This window comes from Sporomusa sp. 246TCP1, assembly GCF_057319775.1.
In genome coordinates this window covers 3,720,891-3,744,362 of sequence record NZ_CM170492.1, presented here as the reverse complement: position 1 = coordinate 3,744,362, position 23,472 = coordinate 3,720,891, and the positions used below count along the sequence as shown (strand labels likewise).

The following is a 23,472-nucleotide window of genomic DNA, read 5'->3' as shown; positions in this document are numbered from 1 at the left end:
AAGGCGACAGCCACATAACGTGGTTGCCGCCTTTATAGTATTTATCCAGGTGGTGAAAATATGCTGATAGATGCCATAGGCCTAAAGCAGCCCGGTGTAGTGGCTTGCGTTGGTGCGGGAGGTAAGACATCCTTAATACAGTCACTTGTTGCTGCCGGCCTGGGATGGCCTATTGTGGTTACAACCACAACCAAGATGTTTTATCGCCAGATAATTCATTATCCTCTGGTGGTGACTGATAACTATGGTACAGGGGCGATAAAGGTTATGCAGGCACTGGCAAAGCAGCAACAGGTGGCTTGGTTTTCCCGGCAAGAGGGTGAAAAGGTAATAGGGGTAGTGCCCGACTGGGTAGATAAGTTGGCCGCTGCTTTACCTGGTGCCTGTATTTTGGTCGAAGCAGATGGGGCACGCCATTGTCTTATTAAAGCTCCGTCGGCCCAGGAGCCGGTTATACCTGTCAGTACAATGCGAACTATCGGCGTAGTTAATATAGGTGCTTTGGAGCAACTGTTATCTTCAGCTAATACTCATCGATTAGAATTAGTGACTCATATAATTAATAAACAGCCGGGTGAACCAATCACCTGGCAGGATATTGCCCGGCTGGCCGTGCATCAACAGGGCATCTTTCAATATGCCCGGGGAAGCAAGGTTTTATTGCTTAGTGGCAGCGACGGTCAGGCTGCCAGGCAAGCAGCCAAACAAATTGCCGGCTATGTTAAGGTGGCTGATGTGGGCATTGACCGGGTAGTGGTGACCTCAGGCTACGGCGTTGCTATGCAGCCAAGCGAGGTGTACACGCTGTGAGTAATCGAATTGGTGCAGTAATTTTGGCGGCAGGTACTGCCAGCCGAATGGGCCGGCAAAAGCTGCTGCTGCCACTGGCCGGCCAACCCTTGTTAAGCCATGTATTAGGTGTTGTGCGCAAACTCCCGTGGGCCGATTGTGTTGCCATTATTGGGGAACCTGAGGCCAAGCTGGCTGCGCTGTGCCAGGCGCAGGCTATTCGCTCAACCTATAATTCCAAACGACAGCAGGGGCAGGCTGCGTCGATTGTTTTGGGTGTCCGGCAGTTAGTCAGGGAGCTTGACGGTATCATGTTTTTTTTGGGCGATCAGCCATTGGTATCGCAAGCGCTGATTGAGACTCTACTTACTCACTTCGTGCAGTCAGCCAGCAGTAAAACTATTATTGTGCCTTGTTATCAGGGACAACGCCATAGTCCTGTATTATTTGGCAGCTATTGGTTTACTGCGCTTACTGAGCTGAAGGGTGATACCGGCGGACGGCAGATTATGCGTGCTAACCCGACGCAGGTTGTGGAAGTTAACTGGCCTGAAAAGGCGGCCTTTTACGATGCTGATACCTGGGAAGACTATCAAAAGTTAAAACAGATATTTGCCTAATTCTTGCAAAAGAGGAAACGCTTGAGGGAAGCGTTTTTATTTTCACATGGGATTTTTTGGAGGAAAATCGGGTTTGATACAGAATAGATAAAAATAGGATAGTGTCACAATCTACAAGTCTGACATGATTAGAAAAGGGGGTGGGTAAAGCAGTTGGGCAGACCATAGTCATAAACTATTTCTCTGATAAGAGGAGGGGGTTACTTACTATGTCGCGTGTACAACTGGTTGTGTTTGATATGGATGGTCAGGAGTTTGGTATTGATGCCAGACTGATAAGTGGTATCCTGAGGGCTAAACGGTGTAATATCCAAAAGGAGTCAAGTATGCCCAAAGAGATTGAAGGCAGCATAACTTTACGGGGTAATGTCAGTTATGTTTATAATTTGCGCTATAAATTAAACTTGGAAAATACACCAATTAAAGAAGAAAGTAAAATTATTATAGCTTGTACTAATGATATGCCTATAGGCTTAGGCTGTATTGTTGATGAAATAAAAGATATTGTTTACTTTGATGAGGAAGAAATCGAGCGGCCAAACTGCCATGGAACCGAAGAGGAAACACGATATATTGACGGTATTGGCAGAGCGGGTGAAAGAAGAATTACTATTTTAGATTTTGACCGCCTGCTGGCAGAAGCAGAGCAGGAAACAAATATTCAGCAGTTAGCTTAGTTGTTTACAAAAAAGTTGTTAGGAGGCGCAGTCCTTTTGACAACTTTTTCTGTTTTTGTTACAGTAAGAAGGATTATAGTAATATTTTTGACAAGAGGCGATATAGTTGTATTTTGACACTAATGAGGGGATGGTGTTTCGTCCCCCCAGTGAAGCGCATAGTTTCATTTTGCGGATAACAACAGGCTGCTCACATAATGCCTGTACCTACTGCACTATGTATCGTTCGGTTGCCTTTTGCGTACGGCCCTGGGAAGAGGTCGTGGCTCAGATCGAGGCGGCTAAGCCGTATGCCCGGCACATTCGCCGTATATTTTTGGCAGATGGCAACGCAATGGTGCTGGCAACAGACAGGTTGTTAGCAATATTGCATGTTTTGCAGCAATCGTTTCCCCGTTTGCAGCGGGTATCATGTTATGCCGGTCCTAAGGATATACTAAATAAAACGCCGTTAGAATTAGCGGCGCTGCGAGAGGCTAGGCTTAGGCTGGTTTATTTTGGGTTGGAGTCAGGTGATGAGCTTGTATTAAAGCAAGTAAATAAAGGCGTTGGGGCAGCAGAGGCTATTGCGGCTGGCCGACGTATTGTAGAGTCAGGCATTAAGTTGTCAGTAATGGTTATTGCCGGTCTCGGTGGTCAAGTCCATTCTAGCCCTCATGCCTTGCATACCGCTCAGGCAGTCAACGCTATTAGGCCCCAGATGCTGAGTGCCCTGACGCTTATGTTATACCGTGGCAGTGAACTGTTAGCTGAATTTGAACGTGGTGAATTTGTGCCGCTGCCGCCAGCGAAGATTATGGGTGAACTGTACCAATTGGTGAGTAACATTGACTTACCGCCAGGCAGTCACTGTTTGTTTAGAAGCACCCATAGCTCTAATCATGTTGCCCTGGCAGGCACTTTGCCCAAGGATAAGAACAGATTGCTTGCAGAACTGCAAATGGCTGAGGCCCGATTAAGCCGGCTGACCGATTGGGACCCCTATAATAACGTCGAATGAGAAGTGAGGAGAGCTATTAGAGAATTCCATATCTTGACAAGGGTTGCCCTATGGCTTAAAATTATGAAAGCTTTATCTCACTACTGAGCATGCAGAGATGAGGGGAAGAAGCTTCGCTGGCAGGATGTTACACGAATTTTAAGGAGGGGTTTTATGCGACGAACCATTCAAGTGGAAGAAAAATTGCCGATGATTGAGACGCTGCCGTTAAGTCTGCAACACTTATTTGCCATGTTTGGGGCCACAGTCCTTGTTCCGATTTTATTTAAGATTAACCCGGCTACAGTGCTATTGTGGAATGGTATCGGTACACTGCTCTACATTTTGGTTACTAAAGGAAAAATTCCTGCCTATTTAGGCTCAAGTTTTGCCTTTTTATCACCGGTGTTTTTGGTCTTGGCCCAATACGGTTATGGTGCTGCACTTGGTGGGTTTATCGCAGCTGGTCTTATTTTTACCATAGTAGCGTTAAGTATTGGCGTTGTTGGCACGAAATGGATTGATGTTGTCTTCCCACCGGCCGCCATGGGCGCCATTGTTGCTATTATCGGCCTGGAACTGGCTCCTGTTGCTGCTGATATGGCCGGGCTGCTGGCTAAGGAACCTGATCCCCAGGTGATAATGGTATCTATCTTTACGCTGGGGGTAACCATTCTTGGTTCTGTTTCATTCCGTGGTTTTTTTGCTGTCATTCCGATATTAATTGGTATTGCTGCCGGTTATGTTCTGGCCTTGGCGCTGGGGATGGTTAATTTGGCAGCCGTATACACAACCCCCTGGTTTGCGCTGCCTACCTTCTATACGCCTGAATTCAATCTGCAAGCCATTTTAATTATTATTCCCGCGTCGTTGGTAGTTATTGCCGAACACATCGGCCACTTGGTAGTTACCAGCAATATTGTTGGTCGCGATTTGTCGGCATCACCAGGTTTGCATCGTTCCTTGTTAGGCAACGGCCTATCAACAATGGTATCTGGTTTCTTTGGCTCAACGCCCAATACCACATATGGAGAAAACATTGGTGTTATGGCTTTATCCCGGGTCTATAGTGTCTGGGTAATTGGCTTTGCTGCAGTCCTTGCTATTGTATTATCCTTTGTCGGTAAACTGGCAGCCCTTATTCAAAGTATTCCCAGCCCGGTTATGGGTGGCGTATCACTGTTATTATTCGGGGTTATCGCAGCTTCCGGTGTTCGGATACTGGTAGAGTCGAAAGTGGATTATAACCGTTCACGCAACTTGATTTTAACAGCTGTTGTCATGATTATCGGTGTCAGCGGCGCCCACATGACCTTTGGTTCGGTCACTCTTAAAGGTATGGCGTTAGCAACCATAGTAGCTATCATTCTTGGCTTGACCTTTACGATATTTGACAAGCTGGGTCTTACTAATGATAATGATATTGCTGAAACCCAGCAAAGTCAGGAGTAATAACAACAAGCCGGGGTGGCAAGCCCCGGCTTTGTTGTTATTATATTCATGTCAAAGGAGGCTAAGAGTCATTATGCGAACAATGCGGGGACGGTTTGCTCCCAGTCCCACAGGTGAAATTCATTTAGGCAATGCCTGGACGGCGCTGTTGGCCTGGTTGCAGGTGCGGGCGGCTGGTGGGACCATGGTACTGAGAGTAGAAGATCTTGATCCTGACCGGTCACGGCCTGAATATGGCGAAAAGGTGATGGTTGATATGAAATGGCTGGGACTCGATTGGGACGAGGGACCGGATGTTGGCGGGAACTATGCGCCTTACTGCCAGGCTGAGCGGCGTGGGCTGTACCAGGCGGCACTTGAACGACTGGCGGCAGCGGGCTTGGTATATCCCTGCTACTGTACCCGGGCTGATCTGGCCGCATCGGCGCCGCATGGCGGCGAAAATGAACGTGTTTACACCGGTATCTGCCGGCGGCGTAAGCTTGACGATGCCAGGCTGGTAAGCCGGCAGCCGGCGCTGCGCTTAGCCGTACCACCGGGAGAAACCAGTTTTTCAGATTTGCATGCAGGATTCCTCAGCCAGGATATCAGCCGGGAGGTTGGGGACTTTATCGTGCGGCGTTCGGATGGTATTCATGCCTATCAATTAGCGGTTGTGGTGGATGATGCCGCCATGAACATTACTCATGTTTTACGCGGGGATGATCTTTTAAGTTCAACGCCGCGCCAACTGCTGTTATATCGGCTGTTAGGGCTAAAAGCTCCAGTTTTTACGCATGTGCCGCTATTAATAGATCAGGAAGGTCATCGTTTATCCAAACGGCAGCAGGCTTTATCGATTGCCGCACTTCGGGAGCGCGGCGTGAAAGCGGAAAGTATTATTGGTTATCTGGCCTGGAAAGCCGGTTTGCTGGAACAATGCCAGCAAGTTAAAGCGTCAGAACTTATTGCGGGGTTTGCACTTGACAAATTGCCGTCCGGCCAGCTTATTGTTGAATATCCGCTGCCAGTGTAAAAACAGATTCGTTTCCTTAGAAATTTGTAGTTTTGGTACTTTTGTATTAGAATGGTAGATAATCACGTTTTTATTCTCTTGAAATAGGGAGGCTTTTTCTGTGTTGTTCGATACCCATATTCACACCTGTTATTCTTCTGATTCCAACATGGACATTAAGACGGCTGTCAGCAGGGCCGCTGACTTAGATTTAGGGATCATTATTACTGAGCATATGGATTTGGCTTACCCTGAGCCAGATGTCTTTACTTTTGATGTAAAAACATATTTCCGGGATTACGCTCAATACCGGGGCGATAAGGTGCTGCTTGGGATTGAGGTAGGTATGCGTCCTGATTGTTCGGAGGAAAACCGGCACATTATCGAAAATAATCTATTTGATTATGTTATTGGTTCAATTCATGTTGTTGACAATGTTGACATTTACCATAGCTCGTTTTACGAATCAAGGCCTAAGCAAGAGGTATACGACCGGTACTTTGAAGTTATGCTGCAGTGTTTAAAGAGCCATGATTTCATTGATAGTCTGGGTCATATTGATTATATTGCCCGCTATGCCCGCTATCAGGACCCGAATATTCATTACTGCGAATTTAGCGACAGAATTGATGAGATACTAAAGGTTGCGGCTCAGCAGGAGAAAGCTATGGAAATTAATACCCGTCGTCTAACAAGTTTGGCGGCGGTAGAGCAGTTGCTGCCGATTTATAAACGATTTTCTGAATTGGGCGGTAAGCTGGTGACTATTGGTTCTGATGCACATAAGCCGGAGGATATCGGTCGCGCTCTGGCGCTTGCTCAGGGTATGGCAGAAGCCTGCCAGCTAAAAATAGTCTATTTTAAACAGCGAAAACCTGAATGGGGGAAAGCTTTATGAAAATAACACGGGTGGATACTACAATTAGTACAGACAAACTAACGGAATCCAAAGATTTTTATATGCGGCATTTTAAATTTGAACTTGTCTACGAAAGCGACTGGTATATTGAATTGATTGCGCCAGAGCTTTCGGTCGGAGTTAGCTTCACCAAGCCGCAGCGCGATGCCGGTGAGTTTTTCCATGGCTCGGGTATTATTATTTCCTTTGAAGTAGAGGATGTTGATGCCGAGTATCGGCGGTTGAAGGAAGCGGAGGTGGAATTTTGTGAGGAGCTTGTTAATAAGCCATGGGGGAACGTAGCTTTGTTATTAATGATCCCAGTGGTGTTCATATCTATATTTATAAATCCATTCCGCCGACAGATGAGTATCAGGTGCTTTATGATTCATTTAAAAAATAGGATAATTAATTATTGGCAAGCGGGAGAAGCTATTTATTAGCTTCTCTTTGTTCATTTGAAGGAAAACTGTTCCAGATTGCCGAAAAAGAATACTTAACTTCTTAGTAAGACACTACATAGGATAAACAAAATGGTAAAAGCGAGGTAACGATATGTCCTTTAAGACTGGTAAAACCTATCACGGCTTTAAGCTGCTAGAGGCTCGGCATGTTGATGAGATTAACTCTGATGCTAAATTGTTTGTGCATGAACAAAGTGGCGCGAGGCTGCTGCATTTGGGCAATGAAGATGATAACAAGGTATTTTCTATTACCTTCCGTACCCCGCCAGAGAACTCAACCGGTGTGCCGCATATTGTGGAACATTCGGTGCTCTGCGGTTCACGAAAATTCCCGATAAAAGAGCCGTTTGTTGAACTGGTAAAGGGTTCGCTCAACACTTTTTTGAATGCCATGACCTTTGCCGATAAGACCATGTATCCTGTTGCTAGCCGCAATGAAAAGGATTTTCGCAATTTGATGGATGTTTATCTTGATGCTGTATTTTATCCACAGATGCTGGAAACGCCTGCGATTCTTATGCAGGAAGGCTGGCACTACGAGTTGCCTGATAAAGAGGCTGAGCTTACTTATAAAGGTGTTGTCTACAATGAAATGAAAGGCGTATTTTCTTCTCCGGATGCCATCTTAGAACATCAGATTTATGCCAGTCTGTTCCCAGATACCACCTATGGCGTTGAGTCAGGCGGTGACCCCGAGTTTATACCAGAACTTACTCAGGAACAATTTGTTGCTTTTCATAAAAAATACTATCATCCCGCCAACAGCTATATTTTTCTTTATGGTGATATGGATTTGGCAGATAATCTGAAGTTTTTGGATGCTGCCTATCTCAAGGACTTCACAGGGGTTGAGATTGACTCTGAAATTCCGCTGCAAAAACCGTTTAATGAAATGGTTGTAAAAGTTGTAGATTACCCGGTGTCGCCGGATGAGTCAACAAACGATAAAACCTTTATTACGTTAAATATTGTAGCTGGTAAAGCCACTGATCCTGAAAGTTATCTGGGCCTCATGATGCTGGAACATATTCTATTAGAAACCCCGGCAGCACCACTGAAAAAAGCGCTTCTAGATGCTGGGCTGGGTAAAGAGGTATTTGGCAGTTATAATAAAAGTATTCTTCAGCCAACTATGACCTTTGGTGTTGGCGGCGCTAATCCTGAGCAAGTAGATTTGTTTAAAGAAACGGTTTATGATGTACTAAACAAGCTGGCAACCGAGGGCTTGGATAAAAAACTGGTAGAGTCATCTGTAAATATATTTGAATTCCACCTGCGGGAAGCCAACTACGGGAAACATCCAAAAGGCTTGGTTTACAACATAAAATGTCTTGATAGCTGGCTTTATGATAAAAATCCGCTGATCCATTTAGCGTACGAACCGGCTTTGGAGAAAATTAAACAGCAATTTAGGCACGGCTATTTTGAACAGCTAATCAAAAACTGCCTGATAAAGAACCCTCATCAGGCGCTGGTCACACTAAAGCCTAATAGCAAGCTTGGCGCGAGCAAGTCGGCTGAGAGTAAGGCCAAGCTGGCCAAGTACAAGGCTGGGTTAAGCCAAGCTGAGTTAGCTGCGCTTGTAGAGCAGACCAAGGCATTGAAAAAGCGTCAGGAAACCCCTGATGCACCGGAAAAACTTGAACTGATTCCGCTGGTGGAATTAAAAGATATTGATCCGAAAACAGAGAAATTGGTTGCCGAAGAGCATAAGCAGCAGGGCATAACAGTATTGCTGCACCCCTTGTTCACTAACCGAATTGCGTATCTTAATCTTTATTTCAACACCGGCGCCGTAGCTGAAGCCGAGTTGCCTTATTTGTTTTTACTGGCTGATATTTTGGGCAAGGTTGATACTGAAAAATATCCTTATGCTGAATTAGCGAAAGAGACTAATATTCATACAGGTGGTTTTTCCTATGATGTTTTTGGTTTTTCAGAGAACAGTGATGATCAAGTATACACCCCAATGTTTCGGGTTAAAGCCAAGGCGCTTGTGAGCAAGCTACCCGAGTTGTTTGGCTTATTAGGCGACATAACCGGCGGCAGTTTGTTTACAGATGCAGCCCGTTTGAAAGAACTCATCCGCGAGCTCAAAGCAACCTGGGATACCGCGCTCTTTAGGCGTGGCCAGCAGGTGGTGGCCAGCCGACTATTATCCTATTTATCGCCTGTTGCCAAATATAATGAAGTAGGTCAGCTGACCTATTACAAATTTATTGTAGAACTGGAGCAAAATCTGGATGCCAGGGTAAACGAAATTGGCCAGACGCTGGCGAAGGTATCAGAGACTATCTTTAACCGCAATAACCTTTTTATCGGCATAACCTGTGAAAACGAAGATTATCAGGCTTTTTGCCAGAGCTTGCCTGTACTTCTTGGCAAACTGGGAACAAGGCAATATGAGCCGGTTACCTACAGTTTCCAGGCTAAGGCTCGTAATGAAGGCCTGATGACATCGGGAAAGGTACAATATGTTGCCAAAGGGGGCAACTTCCGTCGTTTAGGATTTGGCTATCATGGCAGCATGAAGGTGCTGGAAACCATCTTGCGTTATGATTATCTGTGGAATCGAATCCGGGTGCAAGGCGGAGCGTACGGTGCTTTTGCCCAATTTGACCGTAGTGGTAATGTCGTGTTTGGTTCTTACCGCGATCCCAACTTGGCTGACACCATTAAGGTGTATGATGAAACGGTAGACTATCTGAACAACTTCACTGCGGAAACAGTTAGTAAACGCGAAATGACCAAATATATCATTGGCACCATAAGTACTATGGATACCCCGCTGACGCCGCAGATGAAGGGTGAACGGGCAGATGTTGCATATATTCGTAATATTAGCCAAAGAGATCTGCAGCAGGAGCGGGATGAAATCCTGGCGACTAAACAGCAGGATATTCATCAATTAGCCCAACTTGTCGATACGGTAATGAAAGCCAATACCTTATGCGTTTTAGGCGGCGAGCAACTCATCAAGGCTAACAAAGAGCTGTTTGGGGAGTTGGTGACAGTAATAGAGTAATAGAAAAAATTGTCACGCTTAGCACGTGCAATGACGAAGGTTTTAAGAGTAGTCATTGAGTGTATCGCGTGGCAATTTTACTTTTCTAAAATAGTATCCCTTTTCGCTCTTTGTGTCTTTGTGGTTTAACAAACCTAACGCTTCCGCTTTTGCCAAGGGCTCGGCGCAAGCTGTGTTTTCTTTAATTTTAATCAACTCACGCCTCTATAAGAGGCGTGGGTGAGGTAAAATTTTACCTGAAGATTCGTTGTTCAGCTTTGCTGAACGAGTTCACTCTGTCAAAATTCCTTGTGCCAATAAGATATCGTCTTTCTCCCAAGCTTCAACAATTACCTGTGCTGTAGGATAGTCAAATCCCATACCCATCAAATAGGCGATTAACGCCAGTTCGGTTAGGGCATGACGTGGATTGCTTTCTAACAGTTCAGCTATTCCATGACGGATTGCAGGTTCAACCTGTAATAAAAAATAACCAGTTGTCAGCGGCTGACCGGGAACAAGCTGGAATATTGGCGCAGGCCTTGAACTGCGTCCCCCGGACAGTAGCTTGCGGAATGTAGGCATGTAGCAGCCTCCTTTAGGGCTTTTATTACAGTTTATGTATTGGCATAAATATTGTGAGTTATGTTAAGAAATTAAATAAAAAACCCGATAACAGAGATAATCATAGTAATAACGATAGATCCTTAATTGGATTGATATGGGGAAGGAATGGCATGAGAAAGGCGAGTGACGATGATAATTAACACCATTAATGATATCCGCTCAGTCCAAACTACATCGACAGTTAAACCTGAGGCTGAGCAAGCTGGCCAACCAGATGAGACCACCCAAGTACAGCAGAATTCATCAGGTAAGACAGCCAATTCACCGCAAGCAGTATTGGTGGCTTTAGAAAACATTATTACAACTGAACTAAGTGAACTTTCGCAGACTGTTGCCAACAGATCGGCGCTTATCAAAAGCTTACCACCGGAAATTAGGGAGCTTGTTCAGCAACTGGTAAGCCAGAATCAGGCAGCACAGACTACCCTGCAGGAGGGGTTAGTTGCGCTGCTTAAATCATCAAAGACAGGCGCAGAAAAGCTGGCAATGCTGGCTGATATTATAGAACAGGCAGCTGGCCTCACGGTTGAGGAGGGTCAGGGGCCTGCTGCAAAGCAGCTAGTTTTAACCATAATGCAACAGGAAGAACCGGCTTCACAAGCAGGCCAGACAAAATCTAACCAGCAAAATCCTTTAACACAACAAATTCTGCTAACTAGTGAGATGGATGAACTTACGCAAACGATTGCCAACCGGCCAGCCAAAAGCTTACCACCGGAAACTAGGGAGCCTGTTCAGCAACTGTTAAGTCAGAATCAAGCCACGCAGACAAGCCTGCCGGCAGGTATAGTTGCGTTGCTTAAATCATCAACGACAAGAGCCGAAAAGACGGCGATACTGGCTGACAGTATTGAAGGTCAGGGGGAGGCTTCAACTCCGGCAGCAGCGGGTAAACAGCAATTGCAGACAGAACTCACGGCTGCTTTACAGGGAAAAAATCCTGGTGATTTGCAAGAAATGGCCAAAGTACTGCGGCAGTTGGCTGCACGCTCCAATGTGCCAGGCAATAATCAACAGGATATGCAGGCTGCTAGCCAGCAACCTGACGGTTTGGCAAGCCAATCGTCAGAAAAAACGGCAGTAGCGGTGCAGCCAGGTATAGTGGAAAAACAACCAGAGTTAGCGCCAACTAACAAGTCTCCTAACCAGAGGCTTGAGGCCAAGCAGTCTCAAATGCCGCAGAGTCAGGATAATTCTGCCAGTAGCTCGCAGAATTTGCCTACAAAACCTGCCCTGCCAGCAGGTAATGCGGGTAAGTCACAAGAAACGGGCCAATTACTTAAGGCGTTTACCACTCAGCCTGAGCTGGCTGAAAGCCTGCCACCGGAGATTAGGAAAATAGTTTTAACTTTATTGCAACAGGAAGAATCAGGTCAAGATCAAGCCGCGCAGACTACCCTGCCGGAGGCCACGGAAGGTCAGAGGTCTGATGCAAAGCAGCCTCAAATGCTACAGCGTCAGGATAATTCTGCCAATAACTCGCAGAATTTGCCCACAAAACCTGCCCTGCCAGCAGGCAATGCGGGTAAGTCACAGGAATTGGCCCAATTTCTCAAGGCTTCTACTACTCAGCCTGAGCTGGCTGAAAGCCTGCCGCCGGAGATTAGGAAAATAGTTTTAACTCTATTGCAACAGGAAGAATCAGGTCAAGATCAAGCCGCGCAGACTACCCTGCCGGAGGCCACGGAAGGTCAGGGGTCTGGTGCAAAGCACTCTCAAATGCCGCAGTGTCAGGATAATTCTGCCAGTAACTCGCAGAATTTGCCCACAAAACCTGTCCTGCCAGCAGGCAATGCGGGTAAGTCACAGGAATTGGCCCAATTTCTCAAGGCTTCTACTACTCAGCCTGAGCTGGCTGAAAGCCTGCCGCCGGAGATTAGGAAAATAGTTTTAACTCTATTGCAACAGGAAGAATCAGGTCAAGATCAAGCCGCGCAGACTACCCTGCCGGAGGCCACGGAAGGTCAGAGGCCTGGTGCAAAGCAGTCTCAAATGCTACAGCGTCAGGATAATTCTGCCAATAACTTGCAGAATTTGCCCACAAGGCCTGCCATGCCAGCAGGTAATGCGGGTAAGCCACAGGAATTGGCCCAACTACTCAAGGCGTTTACCACTCAGCCTGAGCTGGCTGAAAGCCTGCCGCCGGAGATTAGAAAAATAGTTTTAACTCTATTACAACAGGATGAACCAGCATCGCCAATAGCACAGGCAACACAAAAAGCACAGCCAACGCAGATGCCAGCCCAAACAACCCCAATAACCCAAATGATCCAGAATCAAAAGCTTCCAGCACAACAAATACCAACAAGCCCAACCTCTCAATCGTCGTCGCCAACGCTGACAGCACAGGCTTCATCGCCGCAAACCGGGCAACTGATGCAAGCATTGCCGGCGGCAGTAGCTGCATTGTTGACAGCTCTCAAAAAATCACAGCAGTCACCAATAGAGAAGATTATCGTGTTTGCCAATATTCTGGAACAGGCGGCAGAACTGCTTGCTCCTAAGCAACCACAGGCTGCTCAGTCATTTGGTCTTAGCCAGCAGGCTATGGTGGAACTGGCCAACATCTGGCAGGGAAAAAGTCCGGAAGAGGCTAAAGAGGCCATCAAAGTCGTGCGGGAACTGGCTGAGACTATGTCTAAGCCAAGTGGTGTAACAGCGGAACGACAGGACGCCCAGCGGGTATTGACGATAGCGGTGCCATTATACTTTGGTGACGGCCAAACTGTATATCCGGCCTACATTCATGTATATTATCAAGAGGAAGAAGACAAAAAAAATCCCGGCCAGAAAGTGACCGAGACATGGTTGAGAATTTGCCTGGAAACCGAAAATATCGGCGTGGTAGATGCGGCGTTTCGCTTATATGACGGGAATAACCTGGATGTAAAGGTACGCTTTACCGATGCAGAAGCGGCCAGCGGCTTTACCGACAGTATGGAAGAGGTAAGAGCGCGGTTAGGACAACTGCCGCTCACCTTAGGAGAGTTTTTGGTAAGATAAGTTGTTATATGATGGGAAGGTAAAGCGTGGTGATAAAAGATGGCGCAGGATGAAAATCGTTTGATTGCCAAAGCGCAGGAGGGTGACAAGGCAGCCCTTGATGAGCTGGTTACTACTTATTGGCCGCCTATTTACCGCTTGGCTTTAGCTAAGACTGGCAGCCCAGAAGACGCTCAGGAAATCGCGCAAGACACCTTTTTGCGGGCGCTGACGGCGTTGCCGCGGTATAAAGAAACAAACGCCACCTTCAAAACTTATCTGTCACGCATTACGCTTAATCTTATTATTGATTATTACCGTAAACGTGGTCGGGCTCCCCATATGGTTGATATTGCTCAATATAATGAGCCCATAATTGACACAAGTACTCGTCCTGACGAAGCCGTCGTGAGTGCGGAACAACGCAGGGAAGTGAGCAGGCTGTTGGAACTTTTGCCTGAAGAGCAACGACGGGTGATTGAATTTAGAATTCTTCAAGGGGTTGCCATAGCTGATGTTGCGAGAATCATGGGGAAAAGTAGTGCTGCCATAAAAATGCTGCAGCAGCGGGCGCTCAAAAAGCTGAAGGATTTATTTGATGAAAATGGCATTACAGGAGGGAGGGAAGCTGGTGCAGGATAACACGAATACGGAAAAAGGACAAGCAGAAGCATTGTCAGCCGCTTTGGATGAACTTAATCAGGGGATGACATTAGAAAACACGCACGAGGAAGAACTCGTCGAACTCGTGCGTACTGCCCAACTAATTAAAGCGGCAGCCGCGCCGCCAGCTGTACCGCCTCCGGCAGTACGAAACTATATTGTGGAGCAAGCAGCTATTTCGATTGCCAGGGCCAAGCGAAAAAAACGCTTGGCCTGGGGCGCAGCTGGTTTTGCTGGTACGGCAGCAGCGGCGGTGTTATTAATTACATTTTTTAATATTTTGCCACCAGCCACACAAGAACAGCAATTGGCTAAGAGTCCGCAATCGGTACCTGTGCCTGCCATTGAAACGCAGCAACCGTCATCTATTGTGGAAACACCGCCTAATCTAACAGTGCCGCCAGCCAAAGACAAGCTACAGGCTTCGACTACTCCTGATTCTCAAATTACTGAGTCAGCTCAACCAGAGTCTGACGCCGTCCAGGCGCCGGGTGCAGCCTTGACTGTGCCTTCTCCTGCCGTACCATCAGGGGAAGGCACTATGCTGGCCTTGGCTGGCCGTAAAGCTGATGTTGTCACAATTGATACAATCAGCAAAACGATTAGACAAGTGTACCATCAGGGTGCTGCTGATGAAATCATCATTTCCCAGGCCCCAAAACCAACCAATACGCTCCGCTCGGTGCCGGTGCCGCCCCAGGTACAGGAAAAAATGGCCATCCCTAGGGAAGCCATTACCAGTAAGTTGCCAAACCGTAATAAGGTAACAGTCATTATTGATAATAATGAAGTAACGCTGGAAGGCGCAGCCAGCCAGGAAGAACTACTTAGCCTTGCCAAAACATTAACCAAAGTAAGCGTTGCGAGATAAGCAAAGAGTGGAGACTTGCCTATGTTCAGGCTAGCTAGTTGGTTTAAAGGTCTGCTGCAGGTTTGTTTGCCGGGTTGAATTGGTACCCAGTTGCAGAACCTCTGCGAGGGTGAATACTTTAGTAATAAAAGTTGTCAGGTGTCTTGTCAAATCAATTTCAGGGCCATTTTTCAGCTTGTGACCGCTTGCATCAAGGAGAACTTTTACAGTTGGCCGGGTTTGTAGTCCGGGAATTACTCGTGTTACTACCGCGATGTCACCTGTATTAAGCTGGACGATGCTGCCTAGCGGATAAAGGGCAATTTGATTTAGAAAAGTCTGTAAAATAATTGGATCAAAGTGGGTATTAGCCAGTGACATCATGATTTCATAGGCTTCGTGCGGCAAGGAAGCTTCTTTGTAAGGTCTGTCTGAGGTAAGTGCATCATACACATCGGCAATGGCTACTATGCGGGCATACTCATGAATGTTTGTGCCCGCAAGGCCGCGGTTATAACCATTGCCGTCAAATTTTTCATGGTGCTGAAAGGCAATATGGGCTGAGACTAAGGGGATGTCGCTTTGTTTACGGAGAATATCAAAACCAAGGTCAGAATGTTTTTCCATAAGTTTACGCTCGTCATTTGTAAGCGGAGCAGGTTTGAGGAGGATTTCTTGTGGAATGAGCATTTTGCCTGCATCGTGAAGTAAGGCGCCTAATGCCAGTTCTTTGAGATTAACCATGTCATAGCCTAACTGAACGCCGGTGAGGGTAGCTAATACGCAGACATTGACCGAATGTCCAAAGGTATAGCCGTCATGGGCCCGGATATCTGTGAGATGAATCATAGCTCCGCGATTTTTGATAACGTCATCAAGAATTAAATCAGAAATTGCCTTAAATTGCTGTGTGTCAAGATTCTGCAGGATAGTAAGGTTTTGAAAAGCGGTATTCACCAGTTGGACGGCCTGAACCCTTGTTTCTTCGCGGACAACTTCAGGGATGGTATCTATAAGGTCGCCATAGGGGATTGTGTCAGTAAAGGGATTTTTTATATAGATACTAGGTAGGCCAAACTGCTGTAAGCGTTCAATTTGCGTAGCATTGAGTACTGTATCGGCGCTTAGAAGCAATACGCCTTCGGTGCTGAAGATATTACGGGCAACTACCATGTTAGGTTGAAGCTCTGATATGGCAATTTTTTGCATGATTTAAGATGTCCCCTTCTGCTAGTCTATTGAATTTATTCGACAGGAGGTAGTGGAAAATCCTTTAGCTTTTTTATTGCTTTACAAGATAATCCATAAGTGGTATGAATATCATTGGAGGGGTCAAAAAATGGTAGTTTATAATGTTGGAATTTGCCAATTAGGTGTTGTGGCAGATAAACAGGGCAATATTTGTAAAGCAAGGAGTATGATTGCCGAGGCAGCTGACCAGGGCAGTCATTTGGTGGTATTGCCGGAGATGTTTAATTGTCCCTATCAGTCGGAACTCTTTTCTCAATATGCTGAAATCTATCCGGAAGGGCCGACTATTGCCATGTTGGCCGAGTGTGCTGAAAAGCACAAAATAATTCTTGTTGGTGGTTCAATTCCGGAACGGGATGAAGTAGGTAATATTTATAATACCTGCTTTATTTTTAATGAGCAGGGTAACCTGATTGGCCGCCATCGCAAAGTACATTTGTTTGATGTGGACATTAAAGGAGGGACAGTATTTCAGGAATCTAAGACGTTAGTAGCCGGCAGCAGTATGACGCTGGTAGATACATCACTGGGAAAGATTGGGGTGGCAATTTGTTATGATGTGCGTTTTCCCGAACTGGCCAGGACAATGGTGCTGCAAGGAGCCAAAATCTTAGTGTATCCAGGTGCCTTTGGCCCGGTGACAGGTCCGGCCCATTGGGAGTTATTGATGCGTGCCAGAGCCGTTGACAATCAGGTATATGTAATTGGAGCGGCTCCAGCATTAAATGCTGCCGCCGAGTATAAGTCATATGGGCATTCCATTATTGTTGACCCCTGGGCCAGAGTACTGGCACTTGCCAATGAAGCCGAAACCGTGATTACCGGCAAGATTGATTTTAGAACATTGAACAGAGTGCGGGAAGAATTGCCGTTACTGCGGCACCGCAAGCCAGAAGTATACAGGATCTGAGGAGGAACAGAGAGCAGTATGGAAGCCTTTATTCATGGTATTATTTTAGCTTTTGGGCTAATTTTACCATTAGGTGTGCAAAATCTATTTGTCTTTAACCAGGGAGCCATACAAGCCAATTTGTGGCAGGCTATGCCTGCCGTAGTGACAGCCGGGCTTTGTGATACGCTGCTTATTCTGGCCGCGGTACTGGGTGTATCGCTGGTAATACTAAGTTTTGCCTGGCTGAAAACAGTACTATTGGCTGGCGGATTTGTCTTTTTAGCCTATATGGGCTGGGTCGCCTGGCAAAGTAAGGCTGAAGACAGCCAAACACCTGATGGAATAGGCTTGTCTCCTGGTAAACAGGTCGTGTTTGCAGCTTCGGTATCACTGCTTAACCCTCACGCTATCCTAGATACTATCGGGGTTATTGGCACTAGTTCATTGCAGTATGGCGACAGCAGCAAACTATTGTTTACGGCAGCATGTATTCTGGTATCCTGGCTGTGGTTCTTCTCCCTGGCTCTTGCCGGGCGTTTGGTGGGAACCTTAGACAGCTCAGGAAGGTTACTGGGATTGCTGGGGAAATTTTCAGCGGTATTTATTTGGGGGGCCGCCTTATATTTGGGCTATAGCTTGGTGGCTCAGGCTTAATGCCAGCCACTATTTTTTTGTAGCAGCAAGGTAGGTAATGTAAAATGGCAGTGGCTATTCCGGCCTTACCCAGGGACAGGATGTTAGCAAAGTTGACAGGAGATAGCTTGCGTAGTGTAGTCTGATATGCTATAATTACTACGCATAAATTTAATTTAAATGGCTCTATAAAGTGAGGTGCAAGATATGCAAGAAAAGATTCATCCCCAATTCAACGAAGCCAAAGTTGTCTGCGGCTGTGGCAATACATTTGTTACTGGTTCGGTGAAAAAAGAACTGCGTGTAGATGTATGCTCCAAATGCCACCCGTTCTATACCGGTCAACAGCGTCAGGTAGCAGCAGGCGGCCGTGTAGAAAGATTCAACAAGCGTTTTGGCAGCAATACCAAAGAATAATTGCCGCTTGGCTAATTGAAGAACATCTGGGCAGCAGAGCAGGAATGCTCTGCTGTACTTATATGTGAACACAGGTGGTCGGAGAAAGTTTTGATAGAAGGAGGGCTGGCAGCATGAGTCAAAAAAAACCTTTTGTTGGCGGGCAGGCTGTTATTGAAGGTGTTATGATGCGCGGTCCGGAATTTATTGCCACTGCCGTTCGTGAACCGTCCGGCAACATTACGATTCAAAAGGAACGGTTGACTTCGATTACTGACCGGTATCCTATTTTGAAAAAACCGATGATTCGCGGGGTTGTCGCTTTAGTAGAATCGCTGGTTTATGGCTTGAAGGCCTTATCATTTTCCGCACAAGCGGCCGGTGAGGAGGAAGAGAGTTTATCGACAAAAGAAATCGCCATGACCATGGTATTCTCGCTGGGATTGGCTATTTTACTGTTTGTGATTATCCCAACCTATGCTGCAAAATATATTCATAGTGCAGTCACTGATTCCCGTTTACTTAATACGTTTGAGGGTATTTTGCGGCTGGCGATTTTTTTCCTCTATATTGGGGGAATATCAATCATGAAAGATATTCAGCGAGTATTTCAGTATCATGGCGCTGAGCACAAAACTATCCATACCTATGAGGCCGGCGAGGAACTGACGGTGGAGAATATCAGAAAATACAGTCGGCTGCATCCCCGTTGCGGCACCAATTTTTTGCTCATTGTCATGGTAGTAAGTATAATTATGTTTGCTTTTTTAGGCTGGCCGGACCTGTGGCTGCGGATTTTGTCCAGAGTGGTTTTGCTGCCGGTAGTGGCCGGCATTGCTTATGAAATAATCCGCTTTGCCGGACGAAGTAAAGCTCGCTGGGTTGCTTGTGCCATTACACCAGGCCTGTGGTTGCAAAAGTTGACTACCCGTGAGCCTAGTGACGATCAGATTGAAGTAGCGATTGCAGCCTTACAGGCTGTGCGGCCTGACCAAGAAATAGAGGTGAAAACAAATGCTGGATAAAATGCAGGCAATGGAAGATAAATTTCTCGAACTGGAAGGCCGGATCAGCGACCCGGCGGTCATGGCCGACATGGCCGAATGGCAGAAACTGACCAAGGCTCACAGTAAAATGATTTTGATTATGGAAAAGTTCCGGGAATATAAGAAAACATTGCAAGCTGTTGAGGATGCCCGTGAAATGCTCAAAGATAAACTTGATGATGAATTTCGTGAGTTGGTGGAAGCTGAGTATAACGAGGCGTACTCTAAAATAGAGGGCTTAGAGAAAGAACTGCGAATTCTGCTTCTGCCCAAAGACCCTAAAGATGATAAGAACGTTATTGTTGAAATCCGGGGCGGTGCCGGTGGTGATGAGGCCGCGCTGTTTGCGGGTGATTTATTCCGTATGTATACCCGGTATGCTGAAAATCAGGGCTGGCGGACTGAGATGCTTGATGCAAATGCACCGGATCTTGGTGGTTTCAAGGAAGTGGTATTTTCTATTCAAGGAGAAGGGGCCTATTCTAAGCTCAAGTATGAGAGTGGGGTGCATCGCGTGCAGCGGGTGCCGACAACTGAGTCAAGCGGCCGGATTCATACTTCCACCGTGACAGTAGCGGTATTGCCTGAAGCCGAAGATGTGGATATTGAAATTAACCCTAATGACCTGCGCATTGATACCTATTGCGCCAGTGGCGCCGGCGGTCAGCATGTCAATAAGACGGAATCGGCGGTGCGTATTATCCATTTGCCGACAGGAGTTGTGGTAACATGCCAGGATGAAAAATCGCAGCTTAAAAATAAGGATAAGGCTATGCGTGTGCTGCGTTCCAGAATATTAGAGCTGGCGCAGTCTGAGCAAGCCGCTGAGATGGCGGAGAACCGCAAAAGTCAGGTAGGCACTGGTGATCGCAGTGAACGAATTCGGACCTATAACTTTCCACAGGGCCGCGTTACCGATCATCGCATTGGTCTAACGCTGCATAAACTTGATTTTGTCCTCAACGGCGATTTGGATGAGCTAATCTCGGCGCTGGTAACTGCCGGTCAAAGTGAAAAATTACAAGAAGTACAGTGAATAAATAATAAAGTTAAGGACAGTAAGAAATGCCAAACAGGCATTTCTTACTGTCCGGGTGGGTGCAATGACTGAACAATGGACCATCACTTCAATTGTACAATGGACCAGGCAGTACTTCGACTCCAAGGGGATTGATAATCCTCGCCTGGATGCTGAGGTACTGCTTTCCCATATATTAGGCAAAGACAGGCTGTATTTATATACTAATTTTGATCAGCCGCTAACGTCAGATGAACTGGCTGCTTACAGACAAGCTGTCAAACGTCGGGCCATGTATGCGCCGGTAGCTTATATTAATGGCTACAAAGAGTTTATGGGGCTGGATTTCATGGTTAATCCGGCTGTACTTATTCCCCGGCCTGATACCGAAATATTAGTGGAGGCCGCACTTGACCGCCTGGCTGGTACAGAGGCACCGGTTATTGCTGATTTGGGTACAGGCAGTGGCGCCATAATAGTTAGCTTATTATCAAAACTAATTACTGCGGTAGGCGCGGCGGTTGATATTTCTGCCGAGGCGCTGGCAGTTGCCGGAGAAAATGCCGTTAGACAAGGGGTTTCTGAACGTCTGGCGCTCTTTAGGGGTGATATGCTGCAGCCGCTGGCAGGTAAAAAATTCGACGCAATACTAGCTAATCCACCGTATATTCCGGATAGTGAGATCCCCGGATTAAGCCCTGAGGTGCGTCAGGAACCACGACTGGCGTTGGCTGGCGGGCCTGATGGTCTTAATTTTTACCGCCGGATTGTGGCGCAGGGAGCAGGCTACCTTAAACCGGATGGCTTCATTGCCGTCGAGGTAGGAATTAATCAGGCCGGACAGGTAGCAGCGTTGGCTGATACCGGCAGTAGGCTGATACCGGAAACTATTATTAAAGATTATGCTGGTATCGAACGTGTTGTAATTTTTCGTTTTACTAATGGAGATGATCACAGTGCATACTAATTATTATAAAATAGACCCGTTCAACCCGGATATAGCTGTTTTGACAGAGGCAGCTGCTATGCTGCGACAGGGACAGTTGGTGGCGTTTCCTACCGAAACCGTGTATGGTCTTGGTGCTAATGGGTTTAATGTGCAAGCGGTAAAAGCGATCTTTCAGGCCAAAGGACGGCCTTCAGATAACCCGCTTATTTTACATATTGATGCTGTTGAAAAAATATACACGTTGGCAGCGTCTGTGCCAGCCAATGCGTTGGCTCTGGCTGAGCGCTACTGGCCTGGACCACTCACAATGGTGGTTGAGCGCCAGCCACTGGTGCCTGATGCTGTGACTGCCGGTTTGGATACGGTGGCTATTCGTTTACCTTCGTCACTGGTGGCCAGGGAGCTAATTCGTCTGGGCGGTGTGCCGGTGGCCGCGCCTAGTGCAAATACTTCAGGAAGACCAAGCCCGACGACAGCGCAAGCTGTATTGTCAGATCTTGATGGCAAAATTGCCGCCGTAATTGATGCCGGTCCCTGTGAGATTGGTGTAGAATCAACGGTGGTTGATTGTACCACCCCGGTGCCGACATTGCTGCGACCAGGGGGAATTACTTACGAAATGCTGGTCGAAGTGTTGGGGGAAATTGAAATTGATCCGACGCTCTCTGGTGCACAGGTGATACCAAAATCGCCTGGCATGAAATATACCCATTATGCGCCTTTGGCACCGCTATTTTTAGTGGAAGCCGAACCGATTGTTGCGACTGCGCTTTTAAAACGGGAGCTTGATCAAGCGCTGGCGACAGGGAAAACAGTGGGAGTTATTGTTTCTGCTGAATTAGCAGACAGTTTGCCGCCTGAGGTTATAGTCTATGTTTACGGACAACGCGACGACACGGCTGCCATTGCAGCCAATCTTTACACTGCTCTTAGGAGTTTTGATAATATGGCGGTGGACGTCATTTATGCTGAAGGTATTAGCGAGCAGGGGTTGGGGCTTGCTGTCATGAACCGATTACGTAAAGCTGCAGGATATCGTATTATTCGCCTCTAGCTTGAGGAATGCTTCATATTGCCTCTTGGTGGTACATATACATTACCGCGGAGGTGAAAATATGAGCCTGTTTGAACTGGTTGTTTTGAGTGCCGCTTTGGGAACCGATTTGTTTTCAGTGGCGGTGCCTATAGGAATGAACAAGGTGCGCCGGCTGGTGATTTTTCAGTCAGCCTTTGTGTTTGCGGTATCCCATATTATTATGATTCTAATTGGATATCATATTGGACACTGGTTGGGGAGTATTGTTGAACACGTGGGAGCCTACCATATCAACTGGCCGGTGGTTAACGTCCAGAATATGGCGACAATTATTGGCGCCGTGGTGCTTGCCGGCTTAGGGGCCTCAATGATTAAGGACAATATATGTGACTCACAGGATACTATGCCATGTAATCCCTTGCATGGCGCAGCCCTCCTCTTGTTGGCTGTCAGCGTGAGTATTGATGCTCTGGCGGCTGGTTTTAGCCTAGGCATGATTGATGTAAATTTATTCGAACTAAGTTTGGTTTTGGGGATAGTTATCTTTGCCATTGCCCTGCTTGGTTTGGCATTAGGCCGTAAGTTGGGGAGGTATATTGGCGGACGGGCTGAACTGATGGGGGGCAGTGTTTTAGTACTTTTAGGAGTACATATCTTATGGACAACAATCTGCTAGAATTATATATGTAGGTATGAGAAATTTTTTCCTGGTACAAAATAGGAGGGGTTGAACAAAGATGTTTAAGGTACTACTTGTATGTACCGGCAATACCTGTCGTAGTCCCATGGCTGCTGCTATACTTGCCGATATGGCAGTACAAGCGGGGGTGGCTGATAAAATTGCTGTCACCTCGGCTGGGCTTTCCGCCTGGCAGCAGCCCGCTTCGCCTCAGGCTCAGGCTGTTATGCAGCAGGCTGGCCTTAGTTTGGACAGGCATTGCTCAGTGCAGCTTGATTTGGCACAATTGATGGCGGCAGATCTGGTACTTGCCATGACAATAGCGCATAAGCAGGCGATTATGAGGGTGGCACCAGGTGTGGTGGAAAAGACGTACACGTTATCTGAGTTTGCCGGTAAAACAGGTGATGTTGCTGATCCGTTTGGTGGCAGTGAGGTTAAGTACCAGGCTTGTGCACAGCAACTGCGACAACTGCTGATGTCAGCGTGGGAAAAAATTGTAAGTTTAGCAGGAAAAAAGTAATTAGCGTTGAAAATGAAGAATGGCGTGTAAATATATACATAGGAAGTGTT

General features: G+C 46.7%; 23 protein-coding genes. 21 read left to right on the top strand and 2 right to left on the bottom strand.

The window, feature by feature from the left end; translation table 11 throughout:
* Positions 1-60 precede the first annotated feature (60 nt).
* The 9 genes from yqeC (at position 61) to AC1ECB_RS17690 (ending at position 9,898) form a co-directional block, all read left to right on the top strand.
* Entirely contained in the window at positions 61-810 is a 750-nt protein-coding gene (gene yqeC / locus AC1ECB_RS17730; RefSeq protein ID WP_485665017.1) for a selenium cofactor biosynthesis protein YqeC, read from the top strand.
* The gene (locus AC1ECB_RS17725) at positions 807-1,409 is read left to right on the top strand and encodes a nucleotidyltransferase family protein (protein WP_485665016.1); all 603 of its coding nucleotides are present in this window, start codon (positions 807-809) and stop codon (positions 1,407-1,409) included. Before yqeC ends, AC1ECB_RS17725 begins: the two co-directional genes overlap by 4 nt.
* A gap of 209 nt (positions 1,410-1,618) precedes the next feature.
* Entirely contained in the window at positions 1,619-2,086 is a 468-nt protein-coding gene (locus tag AC1ECB_RS17720) for a chemotaxis protein CheW (RefSeq protein ID WP_485665015.1), read from the top strand.
* A 106-nt stretch (positions 2,087-2,192) separates the two neighbouring features.
* Positions 2,193-3,086 (top strand): radical SAM protein, encoded by an 894-nt coding sequence (locus AC1ECB_RS17715; protein ID WP_485665014.1) that lies wholly within the window; start codon positions 2,193-2,195, stop codon positions 3,084-3,086.
* A 153-nt stretch (positions 3,087-3,239) separates the two neighbouring features.
* Positions 3,240-4,517 carry a uracil permease gene (gene uraA, locus AC1ECB_RS17710; RefSeq protein WP_485665013.1) on the top strand — a complete coding sequence of 426 codons (1,278 nt, stop codon included), beginning with the start codon at positions 3,240-3,242 and terminating at the stop codon, positions 4,515-4,517.
* 73 nt (positions 4,518-4,590) lie between these two features.
* Positions 4,591-5,532, top strand: a complete 942-nt coding sequence (gene gluQRS / locus AC1ECB_RS17705) for a tRNA glutamyl-Q(34) synthetase GluQRS (protein WP_485665012.1) — start codon at positions 4,591-4,593, stop codon at positions 5,530-5,532.
* Positions 5,533-5,632: 100 nt separating this feature from the next.
* Complete coding sequence (locus tag AC1ECB_RS17700; protein ID WP_485665011.1) at positions 5,633-6,409, top strand: histidinol phosphate phosphatase; 777 nt, start codon at positions 5,633-5,635, stop codon at positions 6,407-6,409.
* Positions 6,406-6,852, top strand: a complete 447-nt coding sequence (locus tag AC1ECB_RS17695; RefSeq protein ID WP_485665010.1) for a VOC family protein — start codon at positions 6,406-6,408, stop codon at positions 6,850-6,852. Before AC1ECB_RS17700 ends, AC1ECB_RS17695 begins: the two co-directional genes overlap by 4 nt.
* A gap of 112 nt (positions 6,853-6,964) precedes the next feature.
* Positions 6,965-9,898: an insulinase family protein gene (locus AC1ECB_RS17690; protein WP_485665009.1), complete on the top strand. Its 2,934-nt coding sequence runs from the start codon at positions 6,965-6,967 to the stop codon at positions 9,896-9,898.
* 270 nt (positions 9,899-10,168) lie between these two features.
* On the opposite strand, the gene AC1ECB_RS17685 is transcribed toward AC1ECB_RS17690, so the two are convergent.
* A complete protein-coding gene (locus tag AC1ECB_RS17685; RefSeq protein WP_021169378.1) occupies positions 10,169-10,462 on the bottom strand; it encodes a hypothetical protein in 294 nt (97 codons plus the stop codon).
* A gap of 165 nt (positions 10,463-10,627) precedes the next feature.
* Between AC1ECB_RS17685 and AC1ECB_RS17680 the strand changes: the two genes are divergently transcribed.
* From AC1ECB_RS17680 to AC1ECB_RS17670, 3 genes are read left to right on the top strand one after another with little or no spacing between them, the layout of a single operon-like run.
* A complete protein-coding gene (locus tag AC1ECB_RS17680) occupies positions 10,628-13,507 on the top strand; it encodes a hypothetical protein (RefSeq protein ID WP_485665008.1) in 2,880 nt (959 codons plus the stop codon).
* A 39-nt stretch (positions 13,508-13,546) separates the two neighbouring features.
* The gene (locus AC1ECB_RS17675) at positions 13,547-14,128 is read left to right on the top strand and encodes an RNA polymerase sigma factor (RefSeq protein WP_485665007.1); all 582 of its coding nucleotides are present in this window, start codon (positions 13,547-13,549) and stop codon (positions 14,126-14,128) included.
* On the top strand, positions 14,085-15,020 hold the full coding sequence (locus AC1ECB_RS17670; protein ID WP_485665006.1) for a hypothetical protein: 936 nt from the start codon (positions 14,085-14,087) through the stop codon (positions 15,018-15,020). The genes AC1ECB_RS17675 and AC1ECB_RS17670 overlap by 44 nt, the downstream gene beginning before the upstream one ends.
* Positions 15,021-15,050: 30 nt before the next feature.
* Here the strand turns inward: AC1ECB_RS17670 and AC1ECB_RS17665 are convergent, their stop codons facing one another.
* A complete protein-coding gene (locus AC1ECB_RS17665) occupies positions 15,051-16,208 on the bottom strand; it encodes an HD-GYP domain-containing protein (RefSeq protein ID WP_485665005.1) in 1,158 nt (385 codons plus the stop codon).
* Positions 16,209-16,338: 130 nt separating this feature from the next.
* Here AC1ECB_RS17665 and AC1ECB_RS17660 point away from each other — a divergent pair, with 130 nt between their 5' ends.
* The 9 genes from AC1ECB_RS17660 (at position 16,339) to AC1ECB_RS17620 (ending at position 23,422) form a co-directional block, all read left to right on the top strand.
* Complete coding sequence (locus AC1ECB_RS17660) at positions 16,339-17,160, top strand: carbon-nitrogen hydrolase family protein (RefSeq protein WP_485665004.1); 822 nt, start codon at positions 16,339-16,341, stop codon at positions 17,158-17,160.
* A gap of 18 nt (positions 17,161-17,178) precedes the next feature.
* Positions 17,179-17,796 (top strand): LysE/ArgO family amino acid transporter, encoded by a 618-nt coding sequence (locus tag AC1ECB_RS17655; protein ID WP_485665003.1) that lies wholly within the window; start codon positions 17,179-17,181, stop codon positions 17,794-17,796.
* 186 nt (positions 17,797-17,982) lie between these two features.
* Entirely contained in the window at positions 17,983-18,192 is a 210-nt protein-coding gene (gene rpmE / locus AC1ECB_RS17650) for a 50S ribosomal protein L31 (RefSeq protein ID WP_021169371.1), read from the top strand.
* 113 nt (positions 18,193-18,305) lie between these two features.
* Complete coding sequence (locus tag AC1ECB_RS17645) at positions 18,306-19,196, top strand: DUF1385 domain-containing protein (RefSeq protein WP_485665002.1); 891 nt, start codon at positions 18,306-18,308, stop codon at positions 19,194-19,196.
* Complete coding sequence (gene prfA, locus AC1ECB_RS17640; RefSeq protein WP_485665001.1) at positions 19,186-20,253, top strand: peptide chain release factor 1; 1,068 nt, start codon at positions 19,186-19,188, stop codon at positions 20,251-20,253. The genes AC1ECB_RS17645 and prfA overlap by 11 nt, the downstream gene beginning before the upstream one ends.
* Positions 20,254-20,320: 67 nt before the next feature.
* A complete protein-coding gene (gene prmC / locus AC1ECB_RS17635; RefSeq protein WP_485665000.1) occupies positions 20,321-21,202 on the top strand; it encodes a peptide chain release factor N(5)-glutamine methyltransferase in 882 nt (293 codons plus the stop codon).
* A complete protein-coding gene (locus AC1ECB_RS17630) occupies positions 21,192-22,238 on the top strand; it encodes an L-threonylcarbamoyladenylate synthase (protein WP_485664999.1) in 1,047 nt (348 codons plus the stop codon). Before prmC ends, AC1ECB_RS17630 begins: the two co-directional genes overlap by 11 nt.
* Positions 22,239-22,299: 61 nt before the next feature.
* Positions 22,300-22,896 (top strand): manganese efflux pump MntP, encoded by a 597-nt coding sequence (locus AC1ECB_RS17625; RefSeq protein ID WP_485664998.1) that lies wholly within the window; start codon positions 22,300-22,302, stop codon positions 22,894-22,896.
* A gap of 61 nt (positions 22,897-22,957) precedes the next feature.
* Complete coding sequence (locus AC1ECB_RS17620) at positions 22,958-23,422, top strand: low molecular weight protein arginine phosphatase (protein ID WP_485664997.1); 465 nt, start codon at positions 22,958-22,960, stop codon at positions 23,420-23,422.
* The last annotated feature ends 50 nt before the right edge of the window (positions 23,423-23,472 follow it).